Origin of the sequence: Brevundimonas sp. R86498, assembly GCF_044598075.1 — a bacterium.
In the GTDB taxonomy this organism is placed as follows: Bacteria; Pseudomonadota; Alphaproteobacteria; order Caulobacterales; family Caulobacteraceae; genus Brevundimonas.
On the sequence record NZ_CP139004.1, the window covers coordinates 3,326,622 to 3,349,754 of the forward strand.

19 protein-coding genes and 3 pseudogenes are annotated in these 23,133 nt (G+C 68.2%); 16 read left to right on the forward strand and 6 right to left on the reverse strand.

The genetic code is table 11. From position 1 onward, the window contains the following. Window positions 1–18: 18 nt before the first annotated feature. The 6 genes from SJY26_RS16465 to SJY26_RS16490 all read right to left on the reverse strand — a co-directional run bounded on the left by SJY26_RS16465 (window position 19) and on the right by SJY26_RS16490 (window position 5,895). Entirely contained in the window at window positions 19–1,236 is a 1,218-nt protein-coding gene (locus SJY26_RS16465) for a geranylgeranyl diphosphate reductase (protein WP_396594054.1), read from the reverse strand. Beyond that, a complete protein-coding gene (locus SJY26_RS16470) occupies window positions 1,223–2,572 on the reverse strand; it encodes a BCD family MFS transporter (protein WP_396594055.1) in 1,350 nt (449 codons plus the stop codon). The genes SJY26_RS16465 and SJY26_RS16470 overlap by 14 nt, the downstream gene beginning before the upstream one ends. Next, window positions 2,569–3,483, reverse strand: coding sequence for a chlorophyll synthase ChlG (gene chlG, locus SJY26_RS16475; protein WP_396594056.1), 915 nt, complete (start codon window positions 3,481–3,483; stop codon window positions 2,569–2,571). Before chlG ends, SJY26_RS16470 begins: the two co-directional genes overlap by 4 nt. A 70-nt stretch (window positions 3,484–3,553) precedes the next feature. Further along, window positions 3,554–4,978 (reverse strand): transcriptional regulator PpsR, encoded by a 1,425-nt coding sequence (gene ppsR / locus SJY26_RS16480; RefSeq protein ID WP_396594057.1) that lies wholly within the window; start codon window positions 4,976–4,978, stop codon window positions 3,554–3,556. 31 nt (window positions 4,979–5,009) lie between these two features. Beyond that, window positions 5,010–5,345, reverse strand: a complete 336-nt coding sequence (locus SJY26_RS16485) for a B12-binding domain-containing protein (RefSeq protein ID WP_396594058.1) — start codon at window positions 5,343–5,345, stop codon at window positions 5,010–5,012. Further along, complete coding sequence (locus SJY26_RS16490) at window positions 5,245–5,895, reverse strand: B12-binding domain-containing protein (RefSeq protein ID WP_396595798.1); 651 nt, start codon at window positions 5,893–5,895, stop codon at window positions 5,245–5,247. The genes SJY26_RS16485 and SJY26_RS16490 overlap by 101 nt, the downstream gene beginning before the upstream one ends. 346 nt (window positions 5,896–6,241) lie before the next feature. On the opposite strand from SJY26_RS16490, the gene bchF reads away from it, so the two are divergent. From bchF to SJY26_RS16570, 16 genes and pseudogenes are all read left to right on the forward strand, one after another. Continuing rightward, on the forward strand, window positions 6,242–6,898 hold the full coding sequence (gene bchF, locus SJY26_RS16495) for a 2-vinyl bacteriochlorophyllide hydratase (RefSeq protein WP_396594059.1): 657 nt from the start codon (window positions 6,242–6,244) through the stop codon (window positions 6,896–6,898). Continuing rightward, window positions 6,895–8,235: a ferredoxin:protochlorophyllide reductase (ATP-dependent) subunit N gene (locus SJY26_RS16500; protein WP_396594060.1), complete on the forward strand. Its 1,341-nt coding sequence runs from the start codon at window positions 6,895–6,897 to the stop codon at window positions 8,233–8,235. Before bchF ends, SJY26_RS16500 begins: the two co-directional genes overlap by 4 nt. Further along, window positions 8,226–9,785, forward strand: coding sequence for a ferredoxin:protochlorophyllide reductase (ATP-dependent) subunit B (gene bchB / locus SJY26_RS16505; protein WP_396594061.1), 1,560 nt, complete (start codon window positions 8,226–8,228; stop codon window positions 9,783–9,785). The genes SJY26_RS16500 and bchB overlap by 10 nt, the downstream gene beginning before the upstream one ends. Next, window positions 9,760–12,813 (forward strand): annotated as a pseudogene (locus SJY26_RS16510) (magnesium chelatase subunit H); the annotation flags it as partial. The gene bchB and the pseudogene SJY26_RS16510, both read left to right, overlap by 26 nt. Before the next feature lie 109 nt (window positions 12,814–12,922). Further along, window positions 12,923–13,534: pseudogene (locus tag SJY26_RS16515) on the forward strand (cobaltochelatase subunit CobN); the annotation flags it as partial. 34 nt (window positions 13,535–13,568) lie between these two features. Next, window positions 13,569–14,459, forward strand: coding sequence for a ferredoxin:protochlorophyllide reductase (ATP-dependent) iron-sulfur ATP-binding protein (gene bchL / locus SJY26_RS16520; protein ID WP_396595794.1), 891 nt, complete (start codon window positions 13,569–13,571; stop codon window positions 14,457–14,459). Further along, the gene (bchM, locus tag SJY26_RS16525) at window positions 14,456–15,166 is read left to right on the forward strand and encodes a magnesium protoporphyrin IX methyltransferase (protein WP_396594062.1); all 711 of its coding nucleotides are present in this window, start codon (window positions 14,456–14,458) and stop codon (window positions 15,164–15,166) included. The genes bchL and bchM overlap by 4 nt, the downstream gene beginning before the upstream one ends. Before the next feature lie 176 nt (window positions 15,167–15,342). Beyond that, a pseudogene (locus SJY26_RS16530) lies at window positions 15,343–16,640 on the forward strand (BCD family MFS transporter). Window positions 16,641–16,665: 25 nt separating this feature from the next. Next, window positions 16,666–17,433, forward strand: coding sequence for a photosynthetic reaction center subunit H (gene puhA, locus SJY26_RS16535; RefSeq protein ID WP_396594063.1), 768 nt, complete (start codon window positions 16,666–16,668; stop codon window positions 17,431–17,433). Continuing rightward, window positions 17,430–18,104 carry a photosynthetic complex putative assembly protein PuhB gene (gene puhB, locus SJY26_RS16540; RefSeq protein WP_396594064.1) on the forward strand — a complete coding sequence of 225 codons (675 nt, stop codon included), beginning with the start codon at window positions 17,430–17,432 and terminating at the stop codon, window positions 18,102–18,104. Before puhA ends, puhB begins: the two co-directional genes overlap by 4 nt. A gap of 13 nt (window positions 18,105–18,117) precedes the next feature. Next, window positions 18,118–18,597: a photosynthetic complex assembly protein PuhC gene (gene puhC / locus SJY26_RS16545; RefSeq protein WP_396594065.1), complete on the forward strand. Its 480-nt coding sequence runs from the start codon at window positions 18,118–18,120 to the stop codon at window positions 18,595–18,597. After that, entirely contained in the window at window positions 18,594–18,881 is a 288-nt protein-coding gene (locus tag SJY26_RS16550; RefSeq protein ID WP_396594066.1) for a hypothetical protein, read from the forward strand. The genes puhC and SJY26_RS16550 overlap by 4 nt, the downstream gene beginning before the upstream one ends. Beyond that, entirely contained in the window at window positions 18,878–19,999 is a 1,122-nt protein-coding gene (acsF, locus tag SJY26_RS16555) for a magnesium-protoporphyrin IX monomethyl ester (oxidative) cyclase (RefSeq protein WP_396594067.1), read from the forward strand. The genes SJY26_RS16550 and acsF overlap by 4 nt, the downstream gene beginning before the upstream one ends. A gap of 2 nt (window positions 20,000–20,001) precedes the next feature. Further along, window positions 20,002–20,817: a putative photosynthetic complex assembly protein PuhE gene (gene puhE, locus SJY26_RS16560; RefSeq protein WP_396594068.1), complete on the forward strand. Its 816-nt coding sequence runs from the start codon at window positions 20,002–20,004 to the stop codon at window positions 20,815–20,817. Window positions 20,818–20,855: 38 nt separating this feature from the next. Then, complete coding sequence (gene hemA, locus SJY26_RS16565) at window positions 20,856–22,073, forward strand: 5-aminolevulinate synthase (protein ID WP_396594069.1); 1,218 nt, start codon at window positions 20,856–20,858, stop codon at window positions 22,071–22,073. Between the two features lie 22 nt (window positions 22,074–22,095). Continuing rightward, complete coding sequence (locus SJY26_RS16570; protein ID WP_396594070.1) at window positions 22,096–23,040, forward strand: alpha/beta fold hydrolase; 945 nt, start codon at window positions 22,096–22,098, stop codon at window positions 23,038–23,040. Window positions 23,041–23,133: the final 93 nt, after the last annotated feature.

The window sequence follows — 23,133 nt, forward strand, 5'->3', positions numbered from 1 at the left end:
TCGCGCGGCCAGACTGTTTCACGCCGGGCGCAGCCCCAGCAGATGCCCCATATCCTTGAGGAAGATCCGGGCGTGGGCGGCGGGTTTTGCCTTCACCAGTTCCTTGTTCATATAGGCCTGCCAGGTCAGTTCCTGGATATCGGGATCGTCGCACAGGCTGACGAACCGCTCGCGGCGTTTGTCCGACCGGTACCAGAAATGCTGCATGATCCCGAGCACCATGAAGACCTTGCCATGGGCCTTCATGAAACGTTTCCGTGCAGTGGTCAGGGCCTTCGCCTTGCCGGTCGCGAGCGCCGCCTCGACGGCCTCGCCCGCCAGACGTCCGCCCTCCATGGCATAGTAGATCCCCTCGCCCGAGGCCGGGGCCACGACGCCGGCCGCATCACCGGCCAGCACCACGTCGCGGCCATTGTCCCAGCGCTTCATTGGCTTCAGCGGGATGGGCGCGCCCTCGGTGCGCACCGTCTCGCAGTCGGCGAGGCCGCTCTTCGCACGCAGGGCGGTGACGGCGGTGCGCAGGGAGAAGCCCTTCTGCATCGAGCCCACGCCGATACTGGCGGTGTCACCGTGCGGGAAGATCCAGGCGTAGAAGTCCGGCGATAGTTGGCCCTGGTACCAGACATCGCAGCGCTGGGCCTCGAAGTCGGCGACGCCGGCGGCCGGGGCCTTGATGATCTCGTGATAGGCAAAGACGTAGCGCTGGCGGTCTGCACCCTTCACCGTCTGGGCGGCGACATTGGAGCGGGCCCCGTCGGCCCCGATGATCATGCGCGCGCGGACCGAGATCGGCACCGAGTCCTTCGCGGCCCCTGCCGGGCGATAGACGACAACCGCAGACCCGTCGGCCTCGCGTTCAATCCGTTCAAAGGTCCCCGTCCGGCGCTGGGCCCCGGCCGCCTCGGCGCGGACACGCAGCCATTCGTCGAAGCTCTCGCGATTGACCATGCCGACATAGCCGCCCTCGATCGGCATTCGCACACGACGGTCGGACGGGGCGATCATGCGGGCCTCGGAAGCCCTGGCGCAGATCAGACTGTCGGGGATGTCGAAATCGCGGATGAGCCGGGGCGGGATGGCCCCGCCGCAGGGTTTGATCCGGCCCTGCCGGTCCAGCAACAGCACGGTGCGCCCCTGTTCGGCCAGATGACGCGCGGCGGTCGCGCCCGACGGCCCGCCCCCGACCACGACGCAATCGAAGGTCTCAGCGATGATGCCGGGTTCAGGCCTGGACATGCTCGGCTCCTCGGACAGGGGTGAAGGCGGATGGGGCCTGCCGGGCGGCGCGGCCGATGCGGGTGGCGATCAGGGCGGCAGCGACGAACAGGCCGGCCTCAATGGCGAACACTGTCAGGAAGGCGGTCGCATCCTCGGCAAAAATCCGGCGACCGATGTCGACACCGACGGCCCCGAAGAAGCCTCCGAGCGCGAAGGCGATGGCCTGGGCCGCGCCCCAGACCCCCATACGGATGCCCTCGCGCCCCCCGGCCTCGTCCCCGTCAGGGCCCGCTCCGGCCAGGGCCATCATCGAGCCGATGGCCGCGACCGCGAACACCCCGTTGAAGAAACCGAGCCCAAAGACGGTCAGGGAAATGGGCCAGCCGGGCCCGACCGCAGCCGCCACGGCCAGAAGGCTCAAGGCCACAGCCGATCCGGCGCAGCCCAGAATGGTCGAGCCCCGCATCCAGCCGGCCCCGCGACCGCCCACCATGCCGCCTGCGGCCCCGACGAGGATCATGCCGATCAGGACGCCGCCGTGCTGCATGCCCGACATCTGGGTCGACTGGCCCGGCGTCATACCGAAGACCAGTCCGGCGAAGGGCTCGAGGATCAGGTCCTGGGCGCTGTAGGCGACCATGGAGACGAAGACGAAGACCCCGAACAGCCGCGCCCGGGGGTCGGCAAGGGTCTCCTTCAACACGGTCCTGAAATCGGGTTTCGGCTCAGCCGACGCGGAGGTCACCGGCGCGACCTCGCCTTCAACCCCGCGTACAGCCAGCAAGGTCACCAGGAAGGCGATCAGGGCAATGCCGCTGGCAATTAGGGCCAGCCGCTGCATGGAGAACGGGTCCAGCAGGGCCCCGGCGACGCCCGCCGTGATGACGATCCCGACCACCATCATGATCCAGGTGATGGCCGCCGCTGCGGGGCGCCGCGTCGGAGTCACCCGGGTGGCGAGCAGGGCCAGCAGCGAGGTGCCCGAGGCCCCGACCCCGGCCCCGATCATCGTGAAGGCGATCAGGGCGAGGACGATTCCGGCCACTGGCGAGGCGGCCATCAGCGCCGTGGCATTCGCAGCCAGCAGCGCCCCCATGGCCAGGACGCCCATGCCGCCGATGATCCATGGCGTGCGGCGGCGGCCCATGTCGGAGCCATAGCCCCAGCGCGGTCGCGACAGCTGAACCGCATAGTGCCAGGCCACAAGGGCGGCCGGCAGGGCCACCGGCAAGGCCAGCTCCACCGCCATGACGCGGTTCAGGGTCGAGGTGGTCAGGACCACGATCGCCCCCAGCGCGCTATGCACCAGACCCAGCCGGACGATTCCGAGCCAGCCAAGCGGGGTGGAGGTCATGCGCCGGCTCCGGTCAGTCCGCGAACGGCAAAGGCCGAGACCAGCATGCCGATGACGTAGAGGGTCGTCCCCGTGGAGTTGTACCAGGGAGTCAGTCGTTTCGGATCGCCCAGCAGCCGGGCCATCAACCCCAGCTGGACCCCCAGCAGGACGACGATCGCCAGTCCGTGCCACGGCCGGTCCCAGCCCACGAACAACAGGGTTGCGACGATCACCTGCGGGGCCGCCATGACGGCACAGGCGATGCGGGCGGCCGCATCGACGCCCAGTTCGGCCGGGAGGGATTTCAGCCCCATGCGGCGATCGCCCTCCACCGCCTTGAAGTCGTTGAGCACCATGATGCCCCAGGCCCCGAAGCTGTAGAGCGCGGCCAGCAGCAGGACCGGGCCATGTGGCAGGGCCCCGGCCATGACCGCCGCTCCGGTGAACCAGGTCAGGCCTTCATAGGACAGGGCCACAGCAGCGGGTCCGGCGACGCCGTTCTTCTTCAGGCGCAGCGGCGGCGCGCTGTAGGCCCAGGCGAGGGCCAGACCCAGCAGCGTCGCGGCCAGAACCCAGGGGCCAGTCAGGGCGGCGACGGCCACTGAAAGCGCGGTCCAGACGACGGCGATGTACAGCCCCCAGCGCCCGGGAATGCGGCCGGAAGGGATCGGCCGGTTCGGCTCATTGATCGCGTCGACATGGCGGTCGAACCAGTCGTTGACGGCCTGGCTGGTAGCGCAGACCAGCGGTCCGGTCAGGGCAATCCCGGCGATCAGGAACAGCCAGCGGCCCTCGAACGGCATGCCCGACGAAACGACGCCGCACATGAAGGCCCACATGGGCGGAAACCAGGTAACCGGCTTGAACAGCTCCAGCACGGCGGCCGGAGACGGGGCGGAAAGCGGCGGAGCCTCAAGCGTCCTGTCCATCCCCTACCGTAGGTTTGGACACTCCAGACTGTCAACGCAGATTGACACTTTCCGGCCGGATTTCGACGCCTCAGTCGTCGAGGTCGCCGAGACCGTAGCGGCGCAGTTTGGAATACAGGCTCTGGCGGCTCAGCCCCAGAACGTCGGCCGCCGACGCCCGATTGTCAGAGGTCAGGGTCAGGGCGGCCTCGATGCAGAGCTTCTCGATAAGATCCGTGGATTCGCGGACGATGTCCTTCATCGGCACCCGGCCGATCAGGTGGGTCAGTTGCTCCACCGATTGCGAGACCGCGCCTCCGAGGATCGGGGCGGACGCTGCGGGAGCCATGCGCCGGGCGACGTTGCGGATGCTGAACCCATAGGTCGGACGGGTGTCGTCCGGCACAACGACCGCCGTCACCTCGACATCGTCCTGCTCCCCCAGCCGGGTGCGGATGACGGTGGCGAAATTGCGCAGCGCCCCATGCTCCCGCAACTGGGACAGCATGATCTTCACATCGATCTGGGGCCGGCCGAGGAACTGGTCCAGTGGCAGGTTGATGGCCTCCTCCCGACTGACCAGATCGGTCAGTTCGAGGAAGGCGGGGTTGGCGGTCAGGATCCGCAGGTCTGTATCCGTCACCACAAAGGCATCGGAAATGCGCGACAGGACGGCATTCAGGGTGGCGTTCGGATCCTCGGCGACCGCCACGGTCTCGGGCGTCAGGCGGACGAGCAGGGACGACGACCGGTCGTGCCGGAACATGGAGGCCGACAGGGCCGCGCTCCCCCCGCCGGACAGGCCGACCACCAGGGATCGGGCGGCCGAGGTCCCGGTCGCGGCGGCCAGAAGATCAGCGGCGGCGGTCTGGCTTGCTGGATCCAGCAGGGCGGTGAACGGCTGGCCCAGCAGCTGCGCTTCATCACGCCCGGTGATCCGGGTCACCGCCGGATTGGCCTCGCGGATTCGGCGGGTCGAGGCGTCAAGGATCAGGACGGCCTCGGAGGCGCTCTGGAACAGCAGCCGGTAGCGCAACTCGGCCTGACGCAGGCGGAGATAGTCCCGTTCGACGGACTGCTGGACCTGGATCAGGCGTTGCTGCAGGGCGGCGGAGGCCTGGAGATCGCGCCCGAGAACGATGATGCGGCCGTCCTCGCCGGCGCTGAGCGCGAAATAGCGGACCGCCACCTCGCCATCATCAGCGGGATGATTGACCTCGCGCCAGCGCGAGGGTTTGCCCGCGAGGGCGTCGGCCAGCATTTCCGAGATCTTGTGTCGGCTCTCGCCCGTCACCGTGTCGATCCAGGCCCGGTCCAGCCAGTCGCCTATGCCGTTGGAGGCCAGATCCGAACTGGAAACCGAGCGATCACGGACGATCCCGTCGCGATCAAGAATGAGGGCGATATCGCTGGCGGCCGACACGATCCCTGCCGCAACCGCGGCGTCAATTTCCCCCAGGGCCGCCTTGGGGCGGCGAAACGGTATGGTGACCGACAGGGAGGAATGGGTGGTCATCAATTCGCATTATCGATCCAGCACCGCTTCTTCAAGCGACGGCTTGAGTCTCTGAAACAAGACGGGCCGCTGTCCGGACCGCCTCCCGGGCATCCGTTGCGGTCTCATCCGCCCCGACTTCAGCCACACGTCGGGGGTCCTCACTGAACACCCGCCCACCGACCATGACCCTGACATCCTGATTCCGCGAGGCTTTCCTGAGGCGCTGGATCAACGGCGGCAGGGGGGCGAGCCATTTCTCGTTGGCCATGGAAAAGCCGATCAGGTCAAACCGCTCCGTCTCCACCACATGAACGAGATCGTCCGCGGTCGCGTCGGGCATGCAGATGGTACGCCAGCCCGCCTGGCGGAAAAACTCCACCACCATGATCAGAACCCAGCGAATGCTGGTCCCCCGGCGTCAGGGCGAACAGGGCCGTACGGCCGTCGCCGCCCCCGTTCTCGACATGAACCCGATCGGCGAATTCGTAGACGATCTGCTGCAGTCGGCAGAGGCCGATGGTCACGTCGGCGAAGCTGCACAGGTCCGCTTCCCACATTTCGCCAAGCAGTTTCGCGGCCGGCGACAGCAGGTCGAAATAGATGGTCTCGACCGCCACACCGCGGCGCATGAACAGCTCGACTTGCTCCATCAGCTGGCCGAGGTCCTGAACGAAGGCGTGCCGCGCGAACCGCTCGAGCTCGGCCCGGGAGATCACGCCGGTGTTCATGGGAATGACGTCGCTGCGGTCGTTGCCCTGATGGGCAGCCAGCAGCCGGGGTATGATCTCCGCCTCGATCAGCTGGGCCAGCGCGATCGGCGACGGGTCCTGGATGAGAGGTCGGTCAGATCGTGTGAAACGCAGGACATTGTCCGGCTCACCTGCCGGCGGGATACCGCGTGATGACGTGCCTTCGGCACGATGAACATAGGCCATCGACCCTCCTCCCCGGAGCGTGATCTCTGGCGTCAGGCGTGATCCCCACCCACCCGGCGCTGCGTTTCCTCACAAGGACCGCGCGGGCTGGGAGAGCCCGCCGGGTCGTCTCGCGCTTTGGTCCGGCCCTCGGGTTATGCCCGGTTCGGGTTTTGGTCCGGCAATCCACGCATGCACATTTACTCAACTCACAGGAGGCATTTGGTCCACTGATAGGCGGAGGAGTCAAGGCTTCGGAAACCTCAAAGTGTCAATCTGGATTTACGTCCAATCTATTTGACACATGCCGTCTCACGGACCTAGGTTTCGGTTATCGCCTCTATTGGGGGGCGACCGGAGTCGGTCGATGTCATCGAGCGCGATCCACCAATCAGGCTTGGGAAACGAGCCCCGTCGCTCGCGCGGTTTCGGACTGTGGGCCCTGTTCGACCGGCGGTTTACCGCCCTGATCGACGCCATTGCCCCCTGTCCCTGGACGGCCCACACGGGCGATCACAGCGTGGCGGATGCCCGGGTGGCCGGGCCCTCGATGCGCCCGCTCTATACGCCCGACGAACGCCTGCGGCGCGACGCGACGGTCTGGACCCTCGTCCAGGGAATCCTCGCCCCGGTACAGTTTCTGGCGTTCGGCATCAGCGTCGTGCTGGTGCTGCGCTACCTCGTCACAGGCGAGGGCGCGGGGGTGGCTACTCTGTCGGTCCTGATCAAGACCGCGCTGCTCTATGCCATCATGGTGACGGGCGCGATCTGGGAGAAGGTCGTGTTCGGCCGCTACCTGTTCGCCCCCTCCTTCTTCTGGGAGGACGTCTTTTCGATGCTGGTCCTGGCGCTCCACACGGCCTATCTGGCCGCTGTGCTGCTGCAGATCGGCACCCCGCGTGAGCAGCTGCTGCTCGCTCTCGCCGCCTACGCCACCTACGTCATCAACGCGGCACAGTTCGTCTGGAAGCTGCGGATGGCGCGGCTGGAGGCCCCCGCCCGTAACACCGCGGTAGCCGCATGAGCGAGGCGTTCGTTCTCGACGCGCCTTCGCCGGCCGCCGGCTGCGCCGACGCGCCGGTTCTGCGCGAACGGGGACAACGCGAAGTCTTCTGTGGATTGACCGGAATCGTCTGGCTGCATCGCAAGATGCAGGACGCCTTCTTCCTCGTCGTCGGCTCGCGCACCTGCGCCCACCTGATCCAGTCGGCGGCCGGGGTGATGATCTTCGCCGAGCCGCGCTTCGCCACCGCCATCATGGAGGAGAAGGATCTCGCCGGCCTGACCGATACCAATGACGAGCTGGATCGGGTCGTCGACCGGCTGCTGGCGCGCCGCCCCGATATCAAGCTGCTGTTTTTGGTCGGCTCCTGCCCTTCGGAGGTTATCAAGTTGGACCTCAGCCGCGCGGCCGGCCGGCTGTCTGAAAAACACAGCCCCAACGTCCGCGTGCTGAACTATTCCGGCAGCGGCATCGAGACCACCTTCACCCAGGGCGAGGACGCCTGCTTGGCCGCCCTGGTGCCCCGGATGGCCGAGGCCCCGGCGAACGCCGAGCAATCCCTGCTGATCGTCGGGGCCCTGCCCGACGTGGTCGAGGACCAGTTCCGTCGGCTGTTCACCGCCATGGGCATCACACGCGTCGACGCCCTGCCCGCTCGCAGGATCGCCGACCTACCGGCCGTCGGTCCGAACACCCGCTTCCTGGTGGCCCAGCCCTTCCTCGGCGACACGGCGCGGGCGCTTGAGGACCGCGGCGCGGTCAGGCTGGACGCCCTGTTCCCCTTCGGCGCCGAGGGCACCACCGACTGGCTGCACGCCGCCGCCGTCGCTTTCGGCGTCGACGAGATGCTGTTCCGCTCGGTCGTCGCGCCGGGCCGCGAACGCGCCGCCCGCGCGCTGGAAAAGGTCCGGCCTGTCCTGGAGGGCAAGTCGATCTTCTTCTTCCCGGACTCGCAGCTGGAAGTGCCGCTGGCACGGTTCCTGTCGCGCGAACTGGGCATGGTCCCGCTGGAAGTCGGCACCCCCTATCTGCACCGCACGCATCTGGCCAGGGAACTGCCGCTGCTGCCGTCATCGACCCGGCTCAGCGAAGGCCAGGACGTCGATCGCCAGCTGGACCGCTGCCGCGAAGCGCGCCCGGACCTGTCAGTCTGCGGCCTCGGCCTCGCCAATCCGCTGGAGATGGAAGGCCTGACGACGAAATGGTCGATCGAGCTGGTCTTCTCGCCGGTCCACGGCTTCGACCAGGCCGCCGATCTGGCCGAGCTGTTCGCCCGCCCGCTGAACCGCCGCGACCGCCTGTCGGACGCGATCGTTCCGGCGCGTGCCAGCCGTCGGGAGGCCGCGTCGTGCAGCTGACCGTCTGGACCTATGAAGGCCCGCCCCATGTCGGGGCCATGCGGATCGCCACCGCGATGGAGGGTCTGCACTACGTCCTGCATGCGCCGCAGGGCGACACCTACGCCGACCTGCTGTTCACGATGATCGAGCGGCGTGGCGCGCGGCCCCCGGTCACCTACACCACCTTCCAAGCGCGCGATCTGGGCACCGACACGGCCGAGCTGTTCAAGACCGCCGTCATCGACGCCCACGCCCGTTTCCAGCCCCAGGCGATGATTGTCGGGGCGTCCTGCACCGCCGAACTGATCCAGGACGATCCGGCCGGCATGGCCCTGGCGATCGGCCTGCCGATCCCCGTCATCCCGCTGGAGCTGCCCAGCTACCAGAAGAAGGAAAACTGGGGCGCGGCCGAGACCTTCCGCCAGTTGGTCCGGCACCTGACGCAGGTCGTCGAGCGCGCGCCGATGGCCGGACGCAAGCCCACTTGCAACATTCTGGGACCCACGGCGCTGGGGTTCCGCCACCGTGACGACGTGGTCGAGATCACCCGGCTGATGGAGCGGCTGGGCGTCGAAATCAACGTCACCGCGCCGCTGGGGGCCACCCCCGCCGACATCGCCCGGCTGGGGGCCGCCGACTTCAACGTCGTCCTCTATCCCGAGATCGCCGGCGAGGCCGCCAAGCAGCTCGAGAAGATGTGCGGCCAGCCTTCGGTGAAGGCCGTGCCGCTCGGCTATGGCGCGACCATCGACTTCATCCACGAGGTCTGCGCCCTGACCGGCCTCGACCCGGCTCCGGTTCTGGGCGGCGTCCCGTCGCGGATGCCCTGGTGGTCGCGCTCGGTGGACTCCACCTACCTGACCGGCAAGCGCGTGTTCGTGTTCGGCGACGCCACCCACGTCATCGCTGCGGCGCGCGTGGCGTCCGAGGAGCTCGGCTTCGAGGTCGTCGGCATGGGCTGCTACAATCGCGAGTTCGCCCGCGAGGTCCGCGCCGCCGCCACCGACCTCGGCCTGACCGCCCTGATCACCGACGACTATCTGGAGGTCGAGGACGCCATCGCGGCTCTGCAGCCCGAACTGGTGCTGGGCTCGCAGATGGAGCGCCACATCGCCAAGCGGCTGCGCATCCCCTGCGCCGTCATCTCGGCCCCCTTCCACGTCCAGGACCACCCGGCGCGGTTCTCCCCCCAGATGGGCTTCGAGGGCGCGAACGTCCTGTTCGACACCTGGGTTCATCCCCTCGTCATGGGACTGGAGGAGCACCTCCTCCACATGTTCCGCGACGACTTCGAGTTCTCGGACGAGGCCGGGGCCTCGCATCTGGGCGGACATGGCGCAGGGGCCGCGCACCCGGCGCAAACCGCCGAAGTGCTGGCGTCAACGGAGGTCGCCTCGGTCTCGTCGGAGATCGTCTGGGCGGCGGACGCCGAGGCCGAGCTGAGGAAGATCCCCTTCTTCGTGCGTGGAAAGGCCAGAAAAAACACGGAACGCTTCGCCGCAGAGCACGGCGTTGCGACCATCGGGGTGGAGACATTGTACGATGCCAAGTCGCACTACAGTCGCTGATCCCGCCGTCGCGGCCGGGCTGACGCCACGGGTGCGCGTGGTGATCGTCACCCTGGACAACCACCTCGCGGGCGCGGTCGCCCAGGCGGAAACCGAACTGCGCCGTTCCGTCCCGGGACTGACCATCGCCCTGCACGCCGCCTCGGAATGGGGCAGCGATCCGGTCGCGCTCGAGGCCTGCCGCGCCGATATCGCCGCGGGCGATTTCGTCATCGCCTCCATGCTGTTCGTCGACGACCACATCCAGATGGTCCTGCCAGCGCTCAAGGCCCGCAGCGAAGCCTGCGACGCCATGGTCTGCATGATGTCGGCGGCCGAGATCGTGAAGCTGACCCGGATGGGGGCCTATCGCATGGACGGATCCCAGAAGGGTCCGCTGGCCATGCTCAAGAAGCTGCGGGGCAACACCAAGGCAACGGGTGGCGTCCCCGGCGAGAAGCAGATGGCCATGCTGCGCCGCCTGCCCAGTATTCTCGCCTTCATCCCGGGCACGGCCCAGGACGTGCGGGCCTATTTCCTGACGCTGCAATACTGGTTCGCGGGCTCGACCGGGAACATGGTGTCGATGGTCCGCTACCTGCTGGACCGCTATGCCGACGGCGAACGCCGGTTCCTGCGGGGGGCCCTGAAGGCGGCGGCCCCGATCGAATATCCGGACGTCGGTGTCTACCACCCCCGGATGGGTTCGGAAGTCGCGGGGCGGATGGCCGACAGCGTAGAGGGCCTGCCCGCTCATGACGGCCGCAACGGCACGGTCGGTCTGGTGATCCTGCGCTCCTATGTGCTGGCCGGCGACGCGGCCCACTACGACGGCGTGATCGACGCCTTCGAGGCGCGCGGCATCCGGGTTATCCCCGCCTTCGCCAACGGTCTCGACGCCCGCCCGGCCATGGACAGCCTGTTCATGCAGGACGGCCACCCGGTCGTTGATGCCCTGATCAATCTGACGGGTTTCTCGCTCGTCGGCGGCCCCGCCTACAACAACTCCGAAGCCGCCGCTGTGGCGCTCGGCAAGTTCGACGTGCCCTATATCTCGGCCCATCCGCTGGAGTTCCAGTCGTTCCAGCAGTGGAGCGCGGGCCATCAGGGCCTGCTGCCGCTGGAGGCCACCATGATGGTTTCCATTCCGGAACTGGACGGGGGCATCGCGCCGATGATGTTCGGCGGCCGCACCGATGGGTCGGACGCCCACTGCACCGGCTGCGTCCGGCGCTGCACCTTCCCGGCCGACAGCGCGCGCGCCATGCTGGCCTGCCCCGAGCGCGCAGAGACCCTGGCTCTGCGGGTTGAAAAAATGATCGCCCTGCGCCGCTCGGACCGGGCGGAGCGCAGGATCGCCGCCGTCCTGTTCAACTTCCCGCCCAATGCCGGGGCGGCGGGCACCGCCGCCCAGATGTCGGTCTGGGCCAGCCTGCACAGAACCCTGATCCGGCTCGCCGCCGAAGGCTATACCGTCGAGGTCCCCGAGAGCGTCGAGGCGCTGCGCGCGAAACTGCTGGACGGCAATGCGGGCCGCTACGGCACGGACGGCAATGTCCATGTCCGCATTCCGGCCAATGAGCATGTCCTGCGCGAGCGCTGGCTGGCCGACATCGAGGCGGTCTGGGGCCCCGCGCCCGGCAAGTCGCTTGCCAATGGCTCCTCGATCTTCGTGCTGGGTGCCGAGTTCGGAAACGTCTTCGTCGGCCTGCAGCCGCCCTTCGGCGTTGAAGGCGACCCGATGCGGCTGATGTTCGAGGGCGGCTTTGCTCCCACCCACGCCTTCAGCGCCTTCTACCGCTGGATCCGCGAGGATTTCGGGGCCCATGCCGTCCTGCATTTCGGCACCCACGGGGCGCTGGAATTCATGCCCGGCAAACAGGCTGGCCTGTCCGAGGCCTGCTGGCCCGACCGCCTGATCGGCGACCTGCCCAACCTGTACCTCTATGCGGCCAACAACCCGTCCGAGGGCATGATCGCCAAGCGGCGCTCGAACGCGACCCTGATCAGCTATGTGACGCCCCCCGTTTCGGACGCCGGCCTCTACAAGGGCCTGCTGGACCTCAAGGCCCTCGTCGATCGCTGGCGCGCCACCGAGCTGGAGGCCACAGCCGAGCGGGCGCAGCTGGCACCGATGATTTTCGAGGCGGCCGAGGCGCTGAACCTCGACCTGATCGAAGGCTCGGAAGATGCCCGGGTCAACGCCCTGATCGCGACGCTGCAGGAGCTGGAACAGACCCTGATCCCCAACGGCCTGCATGTGCTGGGCGAGGCCTTCACGGCGGACGAGCGGGTCGACCTGCTGCTGGCCGTGGCTGAGGCCCGCGAGGGACCCAAGCCGGGCCGCGAGGCGGTGCAGGCCTTGGTCGACGGGGCCGATGCCCGCACGGCTCTGGGCATCAGCGGTATCGCCTCCGACACCGCCGGGATCGAGCTGTTCCGCCACCTCGAGGCGACCAATGCCGCGCTGTCGACCAACCCCGAGATGGACGCCCTGATCGCGGCGCTGGACGGCGGCTATGTCATGCCGTCACCCGGCGGCGACCTGCTGCGCACGCCCGACATGCTGCCCACCGGCCGCAACATCCACGGCTTCGATCCTTTCCGCATCCCCTCCGCCTATGCCGTCGCCGACGGGATGCGGCAGGCCGACCGGTTGCTGGCCAAGCACAGGGCCGAAACCGGTGCCTTCCCGGAATCCATGGCCATCGTGCTGTGGGGCACGGACAATCTGAAGAGCGAGGGCGGGCCGATCGCCCAGGCCATGGCCCTGATGGGGGCCCGCCCGCGCTTCGACGGCTACGGCCGGCTGTGCGGGGCCGAGCTGGTGTCGCTGGAGGATCTCGGCCGGCCGCGCGTCGATGTCATCGCCACGGTCTCGGGCATTTTCCGCGACCTGCTGCCACTGCAGATGAAGATGCTGGCCGACGCCGCCTGGCTGGCCGCCACGGCCGATGAATCCGTCGAGCAGAACTTCGTGCGCAAGCGCGCCCTGGAACATCAGGGCAAGCTGGGCTGCGACATGGAAACCGCGTCCCTGCGCGTCTTCTCCAACGCCGAGGGGGCCTACGGCGCCTCGGTCAACGCGCTGATCGAACTCGGGGGCCTGGACCGAGGAGGGCGAACTCGCCGACGCCTTCGAGAGCCGCAAGGGCTTCGCCTATGGTCGCAACGGCAAGCCCATGAAACAGCCCGCCCTGCTGAGCAGCGCCCTGGCCGGTATCGACCTCGCCTACCAGAACCTCGACTCCGTCGACCTCGGCGTCACCACCATCGACCATTATGTCGACACCCTGGGCGGGGTGGCCAAGTCGGCGGAGCGCGCGCGGGGCAAGGCCTCGCCGGTCTATATCGGCGACCAGACCCAGGGCGAGGGCAAGGTCCGCACCCTGGCCGAACAGGTCACGCTGGAAAGCCGCACCCGGGTGCTGAACCCCCGCTGGTTCGAGGGTCAGCTGAAACACGGGGCCGAGGGCGTCCGCGCCATCGAGGCCCAGGTGACCAATACCTTGGGCTGGTCGGCCACGACCGGCGACGTCCAGCCCTGGGTCTATCAGGAGATCAGCCAGACCTTCGTGCTGGACGCGGCGATGCGCGAGCGCATGGCCACCCTGAACCCCAAGGCCTCGGCCCGGATGGCCAACCGGCTGCTGGAAGCCTCGGACCGGGCCTACTGGGCCCCCGATGCGGCCACGCTGCAGGCGCTGCGCGACGCCGCCGACGAACTTGAAGATCGCCTCGAAGGCCTCAGCCCCGCCGCGGCGGCGTGAGGATCAAGGACCCCCGATGACCATCACCCTCGAAATGCCCCAGACCCTGAAGCGCCGCCCCCCGGACGGGGCGGGATCGGTCCAGGTCGAGATGGACGCGACCCTGAACATCGGCACCGCCAAGGTCTTCGCCGTCTACGGCAAGGGCGGGATCGGCAAGTCGACGACCAGCTCCAACCTCTCGGCCGCCTTCTCCCTGCTGGGCAAGCGCGTGCTGCAGATCGGCTGCGACCCCAAGCACGACTCGACCTTCACCCTGACCAAGCGGCTGGTCCCCACCGTCATCGACGTGCTGGAGACGGTGAACTTCCACTCCGAGGAGCTGCGCCCCGAAGACTATGTCTATGAGGGCTTCAACGGGGTGCGCTGCGTCGAGGCGGGCGGGCCGCCGGCCGGCACCGGCTGCGGCGGCTATGTCGTCGGCCAAACGGTCAAGCTGCTGAAGGAACACCACCTGCTGGAAGACACCGATGTGGTGATCTTCGACGTGCTGGGGGACGTGGTCTGCGGCGGGTTCGCCGCTCCGCTCCAGCATGCCGAACGGGCGCTGGTCGTCACGGCCAACGATTTCGACAGCATCTTCGCGATGAATCGCATCGTCGCGGCCATCAAGGCCAAGTCCAAGAATTATCAGGTCCGGCTGGGCGGCATCATCGCCAACCGCAGCTCGGGCACCGACGAGATCGACCGCTTCAACGCCGCCATCGGCCTGAAGCGCATCGCCCACTTCCGGGATCTGGATGAAATCCGCCGCAGCCGGCTGAAGAAGTCGGTCGTGTTCGAGATGGACGGCTCGCCCGAGCTGGAGGCCGCCAAGGCCGAGTACATCCGTCTGGCCCAGTCGCTGTGGGACGGGATGGAGGCCATCGAGGCCGAGCCGATGCGGGATCGCGACATCTTCGAATTCCTGGGGTTCGACCAATGAGCGCGACCCTCGAGACCCGCACCACCGCCACCTGGGACCAGTATCGTGGCCGGCTGGAGGAGTATTTCGACCGCACGGCGCTGGACGCCTGGGCCCAGCTGACCTCGGATGCGCCGGTCTCGAAGATCCGCGCCACGGTGCGGGCGGGCCGCGACGAGATGCGTAATGTGCTGCTCTCGTGGATGCCCGCCGACCTGACGGGCCTGCGGATTCTGGACGCGGGCTGCGGCACCGGCGCCCTGGCCGTCGAGGCGGCCGGGCGCGGGGCCGATGTCGTCGCGATCGACGTCTCGGCCAGTCTGGTCAACATCGCCCAGGAACGCGCGCCGACCGACCTGAAGGGCTCCATCGACTGGCGCGCGGGCGACATGATGAGCCCCGATCTCGGGGCCTTTGACCATGTCGTCGCCATGGACAGCCTGATCCACTATCCGACCGACGACATCGTCGATGTCCTGGGCACCCTGTCGGGCCGCACCCGGCGCTCCGTCGTCTTCACCGTGACGCCCCGCACCCCCGCCCTTATGCTGATGCTGGCCGCCGGCAAGCTGTTCCCGCGCGCCGATCGAGCCCCGGCCATCGCCCCCGCCCACATCGACGCCCTTGCACGCCGCCTCGCCGCCCTGCCGGGCTGTTCGGTCGGCCGGTCGCGCCGGGTCCAGGGCGGCTTCTACACCTCACAGGCACTGGAGCTGATCCGGTGCTGAACGCGCTGCTTCTGCAAAGAGCGGCCGAACGGGCCGCGATCAAGGCGGACCCCGATCACAACCGGGCCCAGTGGGCGCGGCTGATCAAGGCCTGCCTGCCTTTTGCGGATGCGGCGACTACCGAGCTTCCCCTTGGCCGCCTGCTGCGGCTGTCGTTGTTCCAGGTCTCGGTCGGCATGACCACCGTTCTGCTGACCGGCACCCTGAACCGGGTGCTGATCGTCGAGCTGAACGTGCCCGCCGTTCTGGTGGCCGCCATGGTCGCTATCCCGTTCCTGTTTGCCCCGCTGCGCGCCCTGATCGGCCACCGGTCGGACACCCATCGCTCGCACCTCGGCTGGCGGCGCGGCCCCTACATCTGGTTCGGAAGCCTGCTGCAGTTCGGCGGTCTCGCCATCATGCCTTTCGCCCTGCTGATCAGCGGCGGCCACGGTACCGGGGCCGAGTGGATCGGCCATATGGCGGCGGTCGTCGCCTTCCTGCTGGTCGGGGCCGGGGTGCACACTACCCAGACGGCAGGCCTCGCCCTCGCCAATGACCTGGCCCCCGAGCACGCCCGGCCCCGGGTGGTGGCCCTGCTCTACGTCATGCTGCTGGTCGGCATGCTGATCTCCGGCGTCCTGATGGGGCTGATCCTGGCCGACTTTGCCGAGGTCAAGCTGGTCGGCGTGGTTCAGGGCGCCGCCGTCCTCGCCATCCTGCTGAACATTACCGCCCTGTGGAAACAGGAAGCCCAGGATCTCGCCCTGACGGCGAAGGACAAGCCCCGCACCGAGTTCAAGGCCGCATGGGCGGAGTTTTCCGCCGGCGGCCGCGCCAGTCGCCTGCTGGTCGCCGTCGGCCTCGGGGCTGCGGCCTTCTCGATGCAGGATGTGCTGCTGGAACCCTATGGCGGCCAGATCCTGAACCTGTCGGTCGGCCAGACCACCGCCCTGACCGCCCTGTGGTCGGCCGGGACCCTGGCCGGTCTGGCCTTCGCCGCACGTCAGTTGGCCCGGGGTGGGGAGCCCCACCGTCTCGCCGGACACGGTCTGGTGTGGGGCATCCTCGCGTTCGTCGCGGTCATCTGCGGCGGGGCCTTCACCATCACCCCGATCTTCTGCGCCGGCGTGGTCCTGATCGGCCTGGGCGGCGGACTGTTCTCGGTCGGCACCCTGACCAGCGCCATGGCCCTCGCGCGGGACGGCAAGTCCGGCATCGCCCTCGGGGCCTGGGCGCCGTTCAGGCCACGGCCGTGGGCCTGGCCATCTTCATCGGCGGCGGCCTGCGCGACCTGGTCTCCCACCTGTCAGACTCCGGCCTGCTGGGCACGGCCATGGCGTCGCCCGCGACCGCCTATGTCGTCGTCTATCACCTCGAGATCGGCCTGCTGTTCGCCGCCCTCGTCGCGATCGGGCCTCTGGCCCGCTACGCACCCGCCCCGCGAACGACCCCTGAAACCGCCAGATTCGGCCTCGCCGATCTTCCCGCCTGACCCCGGTCCAGAAGGAACCCCTGACATGGACAGTCCCTATCTCTTCGGTGATTTCGATGCGGCAGAGTTCTGCCTCATCGCCTTCTTTGTCTTCTTTGCCGGCCTGGTCTTCTATCTGCGTCGCGAAGACCGGCGGGAGGGCTATCCGCTGGAGGACGACGTCTCCGGCCGGCTTGAACCGCTGGGCGGCCTGTTCTTCACGGCCAAGCCAAAGACCTTCCTGCTGCCGCACGGTCACGGCACCCGCACCCTGCCCAGTTTCGAGCGTGACACCCGCCCGATCGCCGCGCGCCGAAGCGCGCCGATGGACGGGTCTCCGATCGAGCCGACCGGCAATCCGCTGGTCGACGGCGTCGGCCCGGGATCGTGGAACGTGCGTCCCAACCATCCGGATCTGACGCTGGAAGGCCTGCCCCGGATCGTGCCGATCCGCGTGGCCACCGACTTCCATGTCAGCCCGCAGGACACCGATCCGCGCGGCCTGCCGGTTCTGGGTGTGGACGGCGTGAAGGCCGGCACGGTCAGCGATCTCTGGGTCGACCGGTCGGAAGCCCTGATCCGCTACATCGAGGTCGCCGTTGACGGGGGCCGCAAGGTCCTTCTGCCCATGACCATGGCCATCGTCGGACGCCAGGGCGTCAAGGTGCGCGCCATCACGGCCGCCCAGTTCGCCGCAGTGCCGGTCACGGCCAGCCCCGATCAGGTCACCCTGCTCGAGGAAGAAAAGGTCGTCGGCTACTACGGCGGTGGCCACCTGTACGCGACCCCGGATCGTCAGGAGCCCTGGCTGTGAGCGAACACGCAGGAGAACCCATCCGCGGCCTGCCCGGCCACCTGCCCGCAGGCGAACACATCCTGTGGCAGGGGGCTCCCGACTGGCGCACCCTGTCGCGCTCGGCGCTCAAGGCCCACTGGGTGGCGGTCTATTTCGGCGGCCAGGCCGTATGGAATGTCGGCAGCCAGATGGCGTCCGGGGCCGCCCTGGCTCCGGCCCTGGGCATCGGTGTCCTGACCCTTGCGGTCGGTGCCGTCGCGGTCGGCCTGCTGGTGCTCTACGCCTGGCTCAACGCCCGCACGACGGTCTACACCCTGACCAACAAGCGGTTCGTTCTGCGCCACGGCGTGGCCCTGTCGAAATGCTTCAACATCCCCTATCCGACCATCGCCGCAGCCGGTCTGAAGGTGGATGCGAAGGGTGTGGGCGACATCCCGCTGGGTCTCGCCAAAGGCTACAAGGTTGCCTACCCGCACCTGTGGCCGCATGCCCGGCCGTGGCGCATCGTGACGCCCGAGCCGATGATGCGCGCCCTGCCCGAGGCCGCCACCGTCGCGGAGATGCTGAGCCGCCAGCTCCAGCTCGCCGCCCGCGCGGCCGACAAGCCTTTCGTCGCCGAAGCGCCCCGCGCCGCCGTCGAAGCCCCCGCCCGCAAACGCCGTCCCGCCGGCCAGACCGCCGCAGCCTGAAGGATCTGATCCGATGTCCGCCGTCCACCACGAGCAAATGCCCAGACTGCCGCTGTATGCGGCCATCAGCCTGGTGCTGGCTTCCATTGTGGTGGTCGGCGGCCAGCGGATCGGCATCCTCGGCGCGCCGCCCGCCGCGGAGACCCGGCAGGCCACGGCCACCCTCAGCGAGGACCTGCGCTTCTTCGACCAGCCCGACGGCGGCGTCCGCGTGGTGGTCGCCAGCGGCGAAGAGCGGCTGATCCCGACCGCCTCCGGAGGCTTTGTGCGCGGTGTCCTGCGCAGCCTGGTGCGTGAGCGTCGGTCCATGGGGCTGGGCGCAGAACAGGCCTTCCGCGTGACGCAGTGGTCCGACGGATCCGTCACCATTCACGATCTGGCCACGGGCCGGACGCTGAACCTCAATGCCTTCGGGCCGACCAACCGCCAGGACTTCATCGCCCTGATCGCGCCGGCCGGTTCCCCCGCCCTGTCCGCCGGAGCCGCCGCATGAACCGTTTGCTGAAAATGGGCTGTACCGTCGAGGTGGAGCACTCCGACGAGAGCCTGCACGCCCACGTCGCCCTCGACGGCAATCCCGTGATCCGCCCCGGCGACGAGGTGCAGGTGCATGGCGATCCCATCCATGTCGCCTTCGGCGAGCGCCGCACCTTCCGCCGCATGGCCACCCTGCGTCGCGCCTCCTTCCTGGAACGCACCTGGACGCGCACCTGCGCCGGCTTCTTTGAAATGAACGAGCTGTACGAAGTCAGCTTCACCCCCCGGAGGACCCTGTGACCGCCGTAGCCTTCGACACCTATGAGGAAACCCCCGGCCTGACCGCGCTTCGTCGCGAGGCCGCGCGCCAGAAGGTCAACTCTGAAGAGTCCTTCAGGCTGGCGACCCAGGACACCGTCCTGTCGCCGCGCTTCTACACCACCGATTTCGCCGCCATGGACCGCATCGACGTGTCCCCGGTCCGGGCCCAGTGGGACGCCCTGATGGCCGAGTTCGAGGCGGACGTGAACAAGGACCACTTCAAGCGCGACGCCGCCTTCGACGGCATCATCGAGAACCTGCCCGACGACCTGCGCAAGGAGTTCACCGACTTCCTGGTGTCGTCGCTGACCTCGGAGTTCTCGGGCTGCGTCCTGTATGCCGAGATCGCCAAGCGGGTTCAGAACCCCGACATCCGCGCCCTGTTCAAATACATGAGCCGCGACGAGAGCCGCCACGCCGGCTTCATCAACGACACACTGAAGGACGCGAAGATCGGCGTGGATCTGAGCTTCCTGACCAAGGTCAAGAAATACACCCACTTCAAGCCCAAGTTCATCTTCTACGCCGTCTATCTGTCGGAGAAGATCGGCTACGCGCGCTACATCGCGATCCACCGCCATCTGGAGCAGAACCCGGACAAGCGCTTCCACCCGATCTTCCAGTGGTTTGAACGGTGGTGCAACGACGAGTTCAAGCACGGCGAGGCCTTCGCCCTGATCATGCGGAACGACCCGAAGCTGCTCAGCGGCGGGAACGTCTGGTGGATCCGGTTCTTCCTGCTCAGCGTCTATGCGACCATGTACGTCCGCGACCACATGCGGCCCGCCTTCCACAAGGCGCTGGGTGTCGACATCACCACCTACGACTATGAGGTCTTCCGCATCTGTTCGGAGATCTCGAAACAGGTCTATCCGGTCACCCTGCGCACCGACGATCCGCGCTTCCGTGCGGGGATGGAGCGGCTGCGCCTGACCTCGGACGCCATCGCCGACACCAAGGCCAAAGGCGGTCTGTTCGCCGGGCTGAAGCGGTTCGGTCTGGTGCTTAAGGCCGGGGCAACCCTGGCGGGCCTGTATCTCCTGCCGGTCGACAGGAACCCGCTGCCCGCCGACGTCCGGATGGAGCCGACCTGGTAGCCATGTCCGCCCTCGTCCAGCCTCTCGTGATCGTGGCCCTGCTCTGGTGGTTCTCCACCGGTGCCATCCTGTGGCTGGTGCGTCTGCCGCGCGCGACCTTCGGCTGGAGTCTCGGGGCCTATGCCGTCGTGGCGGCCGCGGCGACGGTGGGCCTGATGCTGGCGGCGCGAGACCCCGGGGTGACCGGGGCCTATGTCGCCTTCGGCTGCGCCCTGACCGTCTGGGGCTGGCACGAGATGGGCTTTCTGATGGGCAAGCTGACCGGCCCCCGCCGCACCGCCTGCCCGTTCGGGGCCCGGGGCTGGAAGCGGTTCACCGTCTCGGCGGAAACGGTGATCCACCACGAGATCGCCCTGGCCCTGACCGCCCTGCTGTTCGTCGCCCTGACCTGGGGCCAGCCGAACCAGACCGGCACCCTGACCTTCCTGCTGCTGCTGGGCATGCGGCTGTCGACCAAGCTCAACATCTTCCTCGGCGTGCCCAACCCGCCCGTGACGTTCCTGCCGAGGGGGCTCGCCTATCTGCAGAGCTATTTCCGCCGCGCCCGCTTCAACGCCCTGTTCCCCGTCTCCCTGGCCCTGTCGATCGTCGTGACGATCCTGCTGGGTGAGGCGGCGCTGACGGCCGAGGGCGGGCCCCAGGTCGGCTACGGCCTGATGTTCATGCTCGCCGCGCTGGGCCTGCTGGAGCACGGATTCCTGATGCTGCCCTCACCCGACCGCGCCCTGTGGGGCTGGGCGCTGGACCGCGGGGACATGGGCCAATCCAAACCGGCCGTGCAGGTCGCCCTCGCGGCGACCGGGGAGCGCGACCAGTGATCCACACAAAGACAGAAACGGCCGGGGGACCAACCGCCATGAACTACGAAGCCTTTTTCCAGGGCGAGCTCGACGTCCTGCGCGACGCCGGCAACTACCGGGTCTTCGCCGATATCGAACGCAAGCGCGGGAGTTTTCCCAAGGCCCGGAAACATGGCGACGGCCCCGAGGAAGTCACCGTCTGGTGCTCCAATGACTATCTCGGCATGGGCCAGAGTGCCCATGTGCTGAAAGCCATGCACGAGGCGCTGGACAGCTGTGGGGCCGGGGCGGGCGGAACGCGCAATATCTCCGGCACCAACCACCATCACGTCCTGCTGGAACGCGAACTGGCCGATCTGCACAACAAGGAAGCGGCCCTGCTGTTCACCAGCGGCTATGTCTCCAACTGGGCAGCACTCGGGACACTGGCCGCCCGCCTGCCCAACTGTGTCGTCCTGTCGGACGCCTGCAACCATGCCTCCATGATCGAGGGCATCCGCCACAGCCGCGCCGAGCGCCAGATCTTCCGCCACAACGATCCGGAGCATCTGGACCGCCTGCTGGCCGCCATCGACCCCGACCGGCCCAAACTCGTCGCCTTCGAGAGCGTCTACTCCATGGACGGCGACATCGGTCCGATCGCCGAGATTATCGAGGTCTCCGAGAAGCACGGGGCCATGACCTATCTGGACGAGGTCCACGGCGTCGGCCTGTACGGGGCCCGCGGCGGCGGCGTGGCCGAGCGCGAGGGCCTGATGGACCGGATCACGGTCATCGAGGGGACCCTGGGCAAGGCGTTCGGCGTGATGGGCGGCTATATCGCCGCATCCTCGGCCCTGTGCGACTTCGTGCGCAGCTTCGCCTCGGGCTTCATCTTCACCACCGCCCTTCCCCCTGCCGTCGCTGCCGGGGCCGCTGCCAGTGTCCGGCATCTGAAGGCGTCCGAGATGGAGCGCGCCCGTCATCAGGACCGGGTCGCCAAGGTTCGCGCCCGGCTGGACACCGCCGGCATCCCGCACCTGCCGAACGACAGCCACATCATCCCGGTGATGGTCGGCGACCCGCACAAGTGCAAGATGATCTCCGACTGGCTGATGGAGCATCACGGCATCTATGTGCAGCCGATCAACTATCCGACCGTGCCGCTGGGCACCGAGCGGCTGCGCATCACGCCCTCGCCGGTCCATTCCGACGACGACATCGACCGGCTGATCGACGCCCTGTCCGAAATCTGGTCGCACTGCGCCCTTGCCCGCACCGCCGTCGCCGCCTGATGCGGGCCCGCGCCGGGCCGGCATGAAGGCCGTCGTCCTGACCGGACTTGTGGTGCTGGTGGCCGCGCTGGTCGCCACCACGGTCTGGCTCTGGACACCGGACAAGACACGGCCCGAGCTTGAGGCCCTCTACCTGGCCCGCCCGGGCGACATGGTCACGGTGGCGGGCACGCGGCTGCATGTGCGCGATACCGGACCCCGCGACGCCCCGGCGGTCATCCTGCTGCACGGCTTCGGGGCCAGCCTGCACACCTGGGAGCCCTGGGCTGAGGCACTGGACGATGACCTGCGCGTCATCCGCCTCGATCTGCCCGGTGCCGGCCTGTCACCGCCCGATCCGACCGGCGACTATACCGACGCCCGGGTCACCACCCTGTTGCTGGCCCTGATGGATCAGCGGGGACTGGACCGCGCCTCACTGGTTGGAAACTCTGTCGGCGGCCGCCTCGCCTGGACCCTCGCCGCCGAACACCCGGAGCGGGTGGACCGGGTGGTCCTGATTTCCCCCGACGGATTTGCCAGCCCGGGCTTCGAGTATGGCAAGGCCCCCGAGGTGCCGTGGGTCATGAGGCTGATGCGCTACGCCCTGCCGCGCGGCATGCTCCGGGCCAATATCGCCGTCGGCTATGCCAATCCGGAGGCCCTCAGCGAGCCGACCCTGACCCGCTACCGCGACCTGATGCTGGCCCCGGGTGCCCGTCAGGCCATGCTGGACCGGATGGAGCAGACGGTGTTGCGCGACCCCGTCCCCCTGCTGGCCCGGATCACCGCCCCGGTGCTGCTGGTCTGGGGCGAACAGGACGCCATGATCCCGTTCGGCAATGCGCAGGACTATCGGCGCGCGCTTGCCGATGCCCGCCTCGTGTCCTTCCCGGACCTCGGCCATCTGCCGCACGAAGAGGCTCCGCCCCGGTCCCTGCCGCCGGTCCGTGCCTTCCTGCTCGCGTCCGCGACCGATCGTCCCTGATCACCAAGGCGTGACACAGCGGCAGTGGCGCGGCGGGACCCGCGACCCTAGGTTTCCGTTACGTCACACGCATTTCCAGCCGTCCAGTCGAGA

What these genes read in the sequence shown, in the direction of transcription:
- SJY26_RS16465 (WP_396594054.1), bottom strand. Translation starts at nt 1,236, where the DNA reads ATGTCCAGGCCTGAACCCGGCATCATCGCTGAGACCTTCGATTGCGTC.
- SJY26_RS16470 (WP_396594055.1), bottom strand. Translation starts at nt 2,572, where the DNA reads ATGACCTCCACCCCGCTTGGCTGGCTCGGAATCGTCCGGCTGGGTCTG.
- chlG (WP_396594056.1), bottom strand. Translation starts at nt 3,483, where the DNA reads ATGGACAGGACGCTTGAGGCTCCGCCGCTTTCCGCCCCGTCTCCGGCC.
- ppsR (WP_396594057.1), bottom strand. Translation starts at nt 4,978, where the DNA reads ATGACCACCCATTCCTCCCTGTCGGTCACCATACCGTTTCGCCGCCCC.
- SJY26_RS16485 (WP_396594058.1), bottom strand. Translation starts at nt 5,345, where the DNA reads ATGGTGGTGGAGTTTTTCCGCCAGGCGGGCTGGCGTACCATCTGCATG.
- SJY26_RS16490 (WP_396595798.1), bottom strand. Translation starts at nt 5,895, where the DNA reads ATGGCCTATGTTCATCGTGCCGAAGGCACGTCATCACGCGGTATCCCG.
- bchF (WP_396594059.1), top strand. Translation starts at nt 6,242, where the DNA reads ATGTCATCGAGCGCGATCCACCAATCAGGCTTGGGAAACGAGCCCCGT.
- SJY26_RS16500 (WP_396594060.1), top strand. Translation starts at nt 6,895, where the DNA reads ATGAGCGAGGCGTTCGTTCTCGACGCGCCTTCGCCGGCCGCCGGCTGC.
- bchL (WP_396595794.1), top strand. Translation starts at nt 13,569, where the DNA reads ATGCCCCAGACCCTGAAGCGCCGCCCCCCGGACGGGGCGGGATCGGTC.
- bchM (WP_396594062.1), top strand. Translation starts at nt 14,456, where the DNA reads ATGAGCGCGACCCTCGAGACCCGCACCACCGCCACCTGGGACCAGTAT.
- puhA (WP_396594063.1), top strand. Translation starts at nt 16,666, where the DNA reads ATGGACAGTCCCTATCTCTTCGGTGATTTCGATGCGGCAGAGTTCTGC.
- puhC (WP_396594065.1), top strand. Translation starts at nt 18,118, where the DNA reads ATGTCCGCCGTCCACCACGAGCAAATGCCCAGACTGCCGCTGTATGCG.
- SJY26_RS16550 (WP_396594066.1), top strand. Translation starts at nt 18,594, where the DNA reads ATGAACCGTTTGCTGAAAATGGGCTGTACCGTCGAGGTGGAGCACTCC.
- puhE (WP_396594068.1), top strand. Translation starts at nt 20,002, where the DNA reads ATGTCCGCCCTCGTCCAGCCTCTCGTGATCGTGGCCCTGCTCTGGTGG.
- hemA (WP_396594069.1), top strand. Translation starts at nt 20,856, where the DNA reads ATGAACTACGAAGCCTTTTTCCAGGGCGAGCTCGACGTCCTGCGCGAC.
- SJY26_RS16570 (WP_396594070.1), top strand. Translation starts at nt 22,096, where the DNA reads ATGAAGGCCGTCGTCCTGACCGGACTTGTGGTGCTGGTGGCCGCGCTG.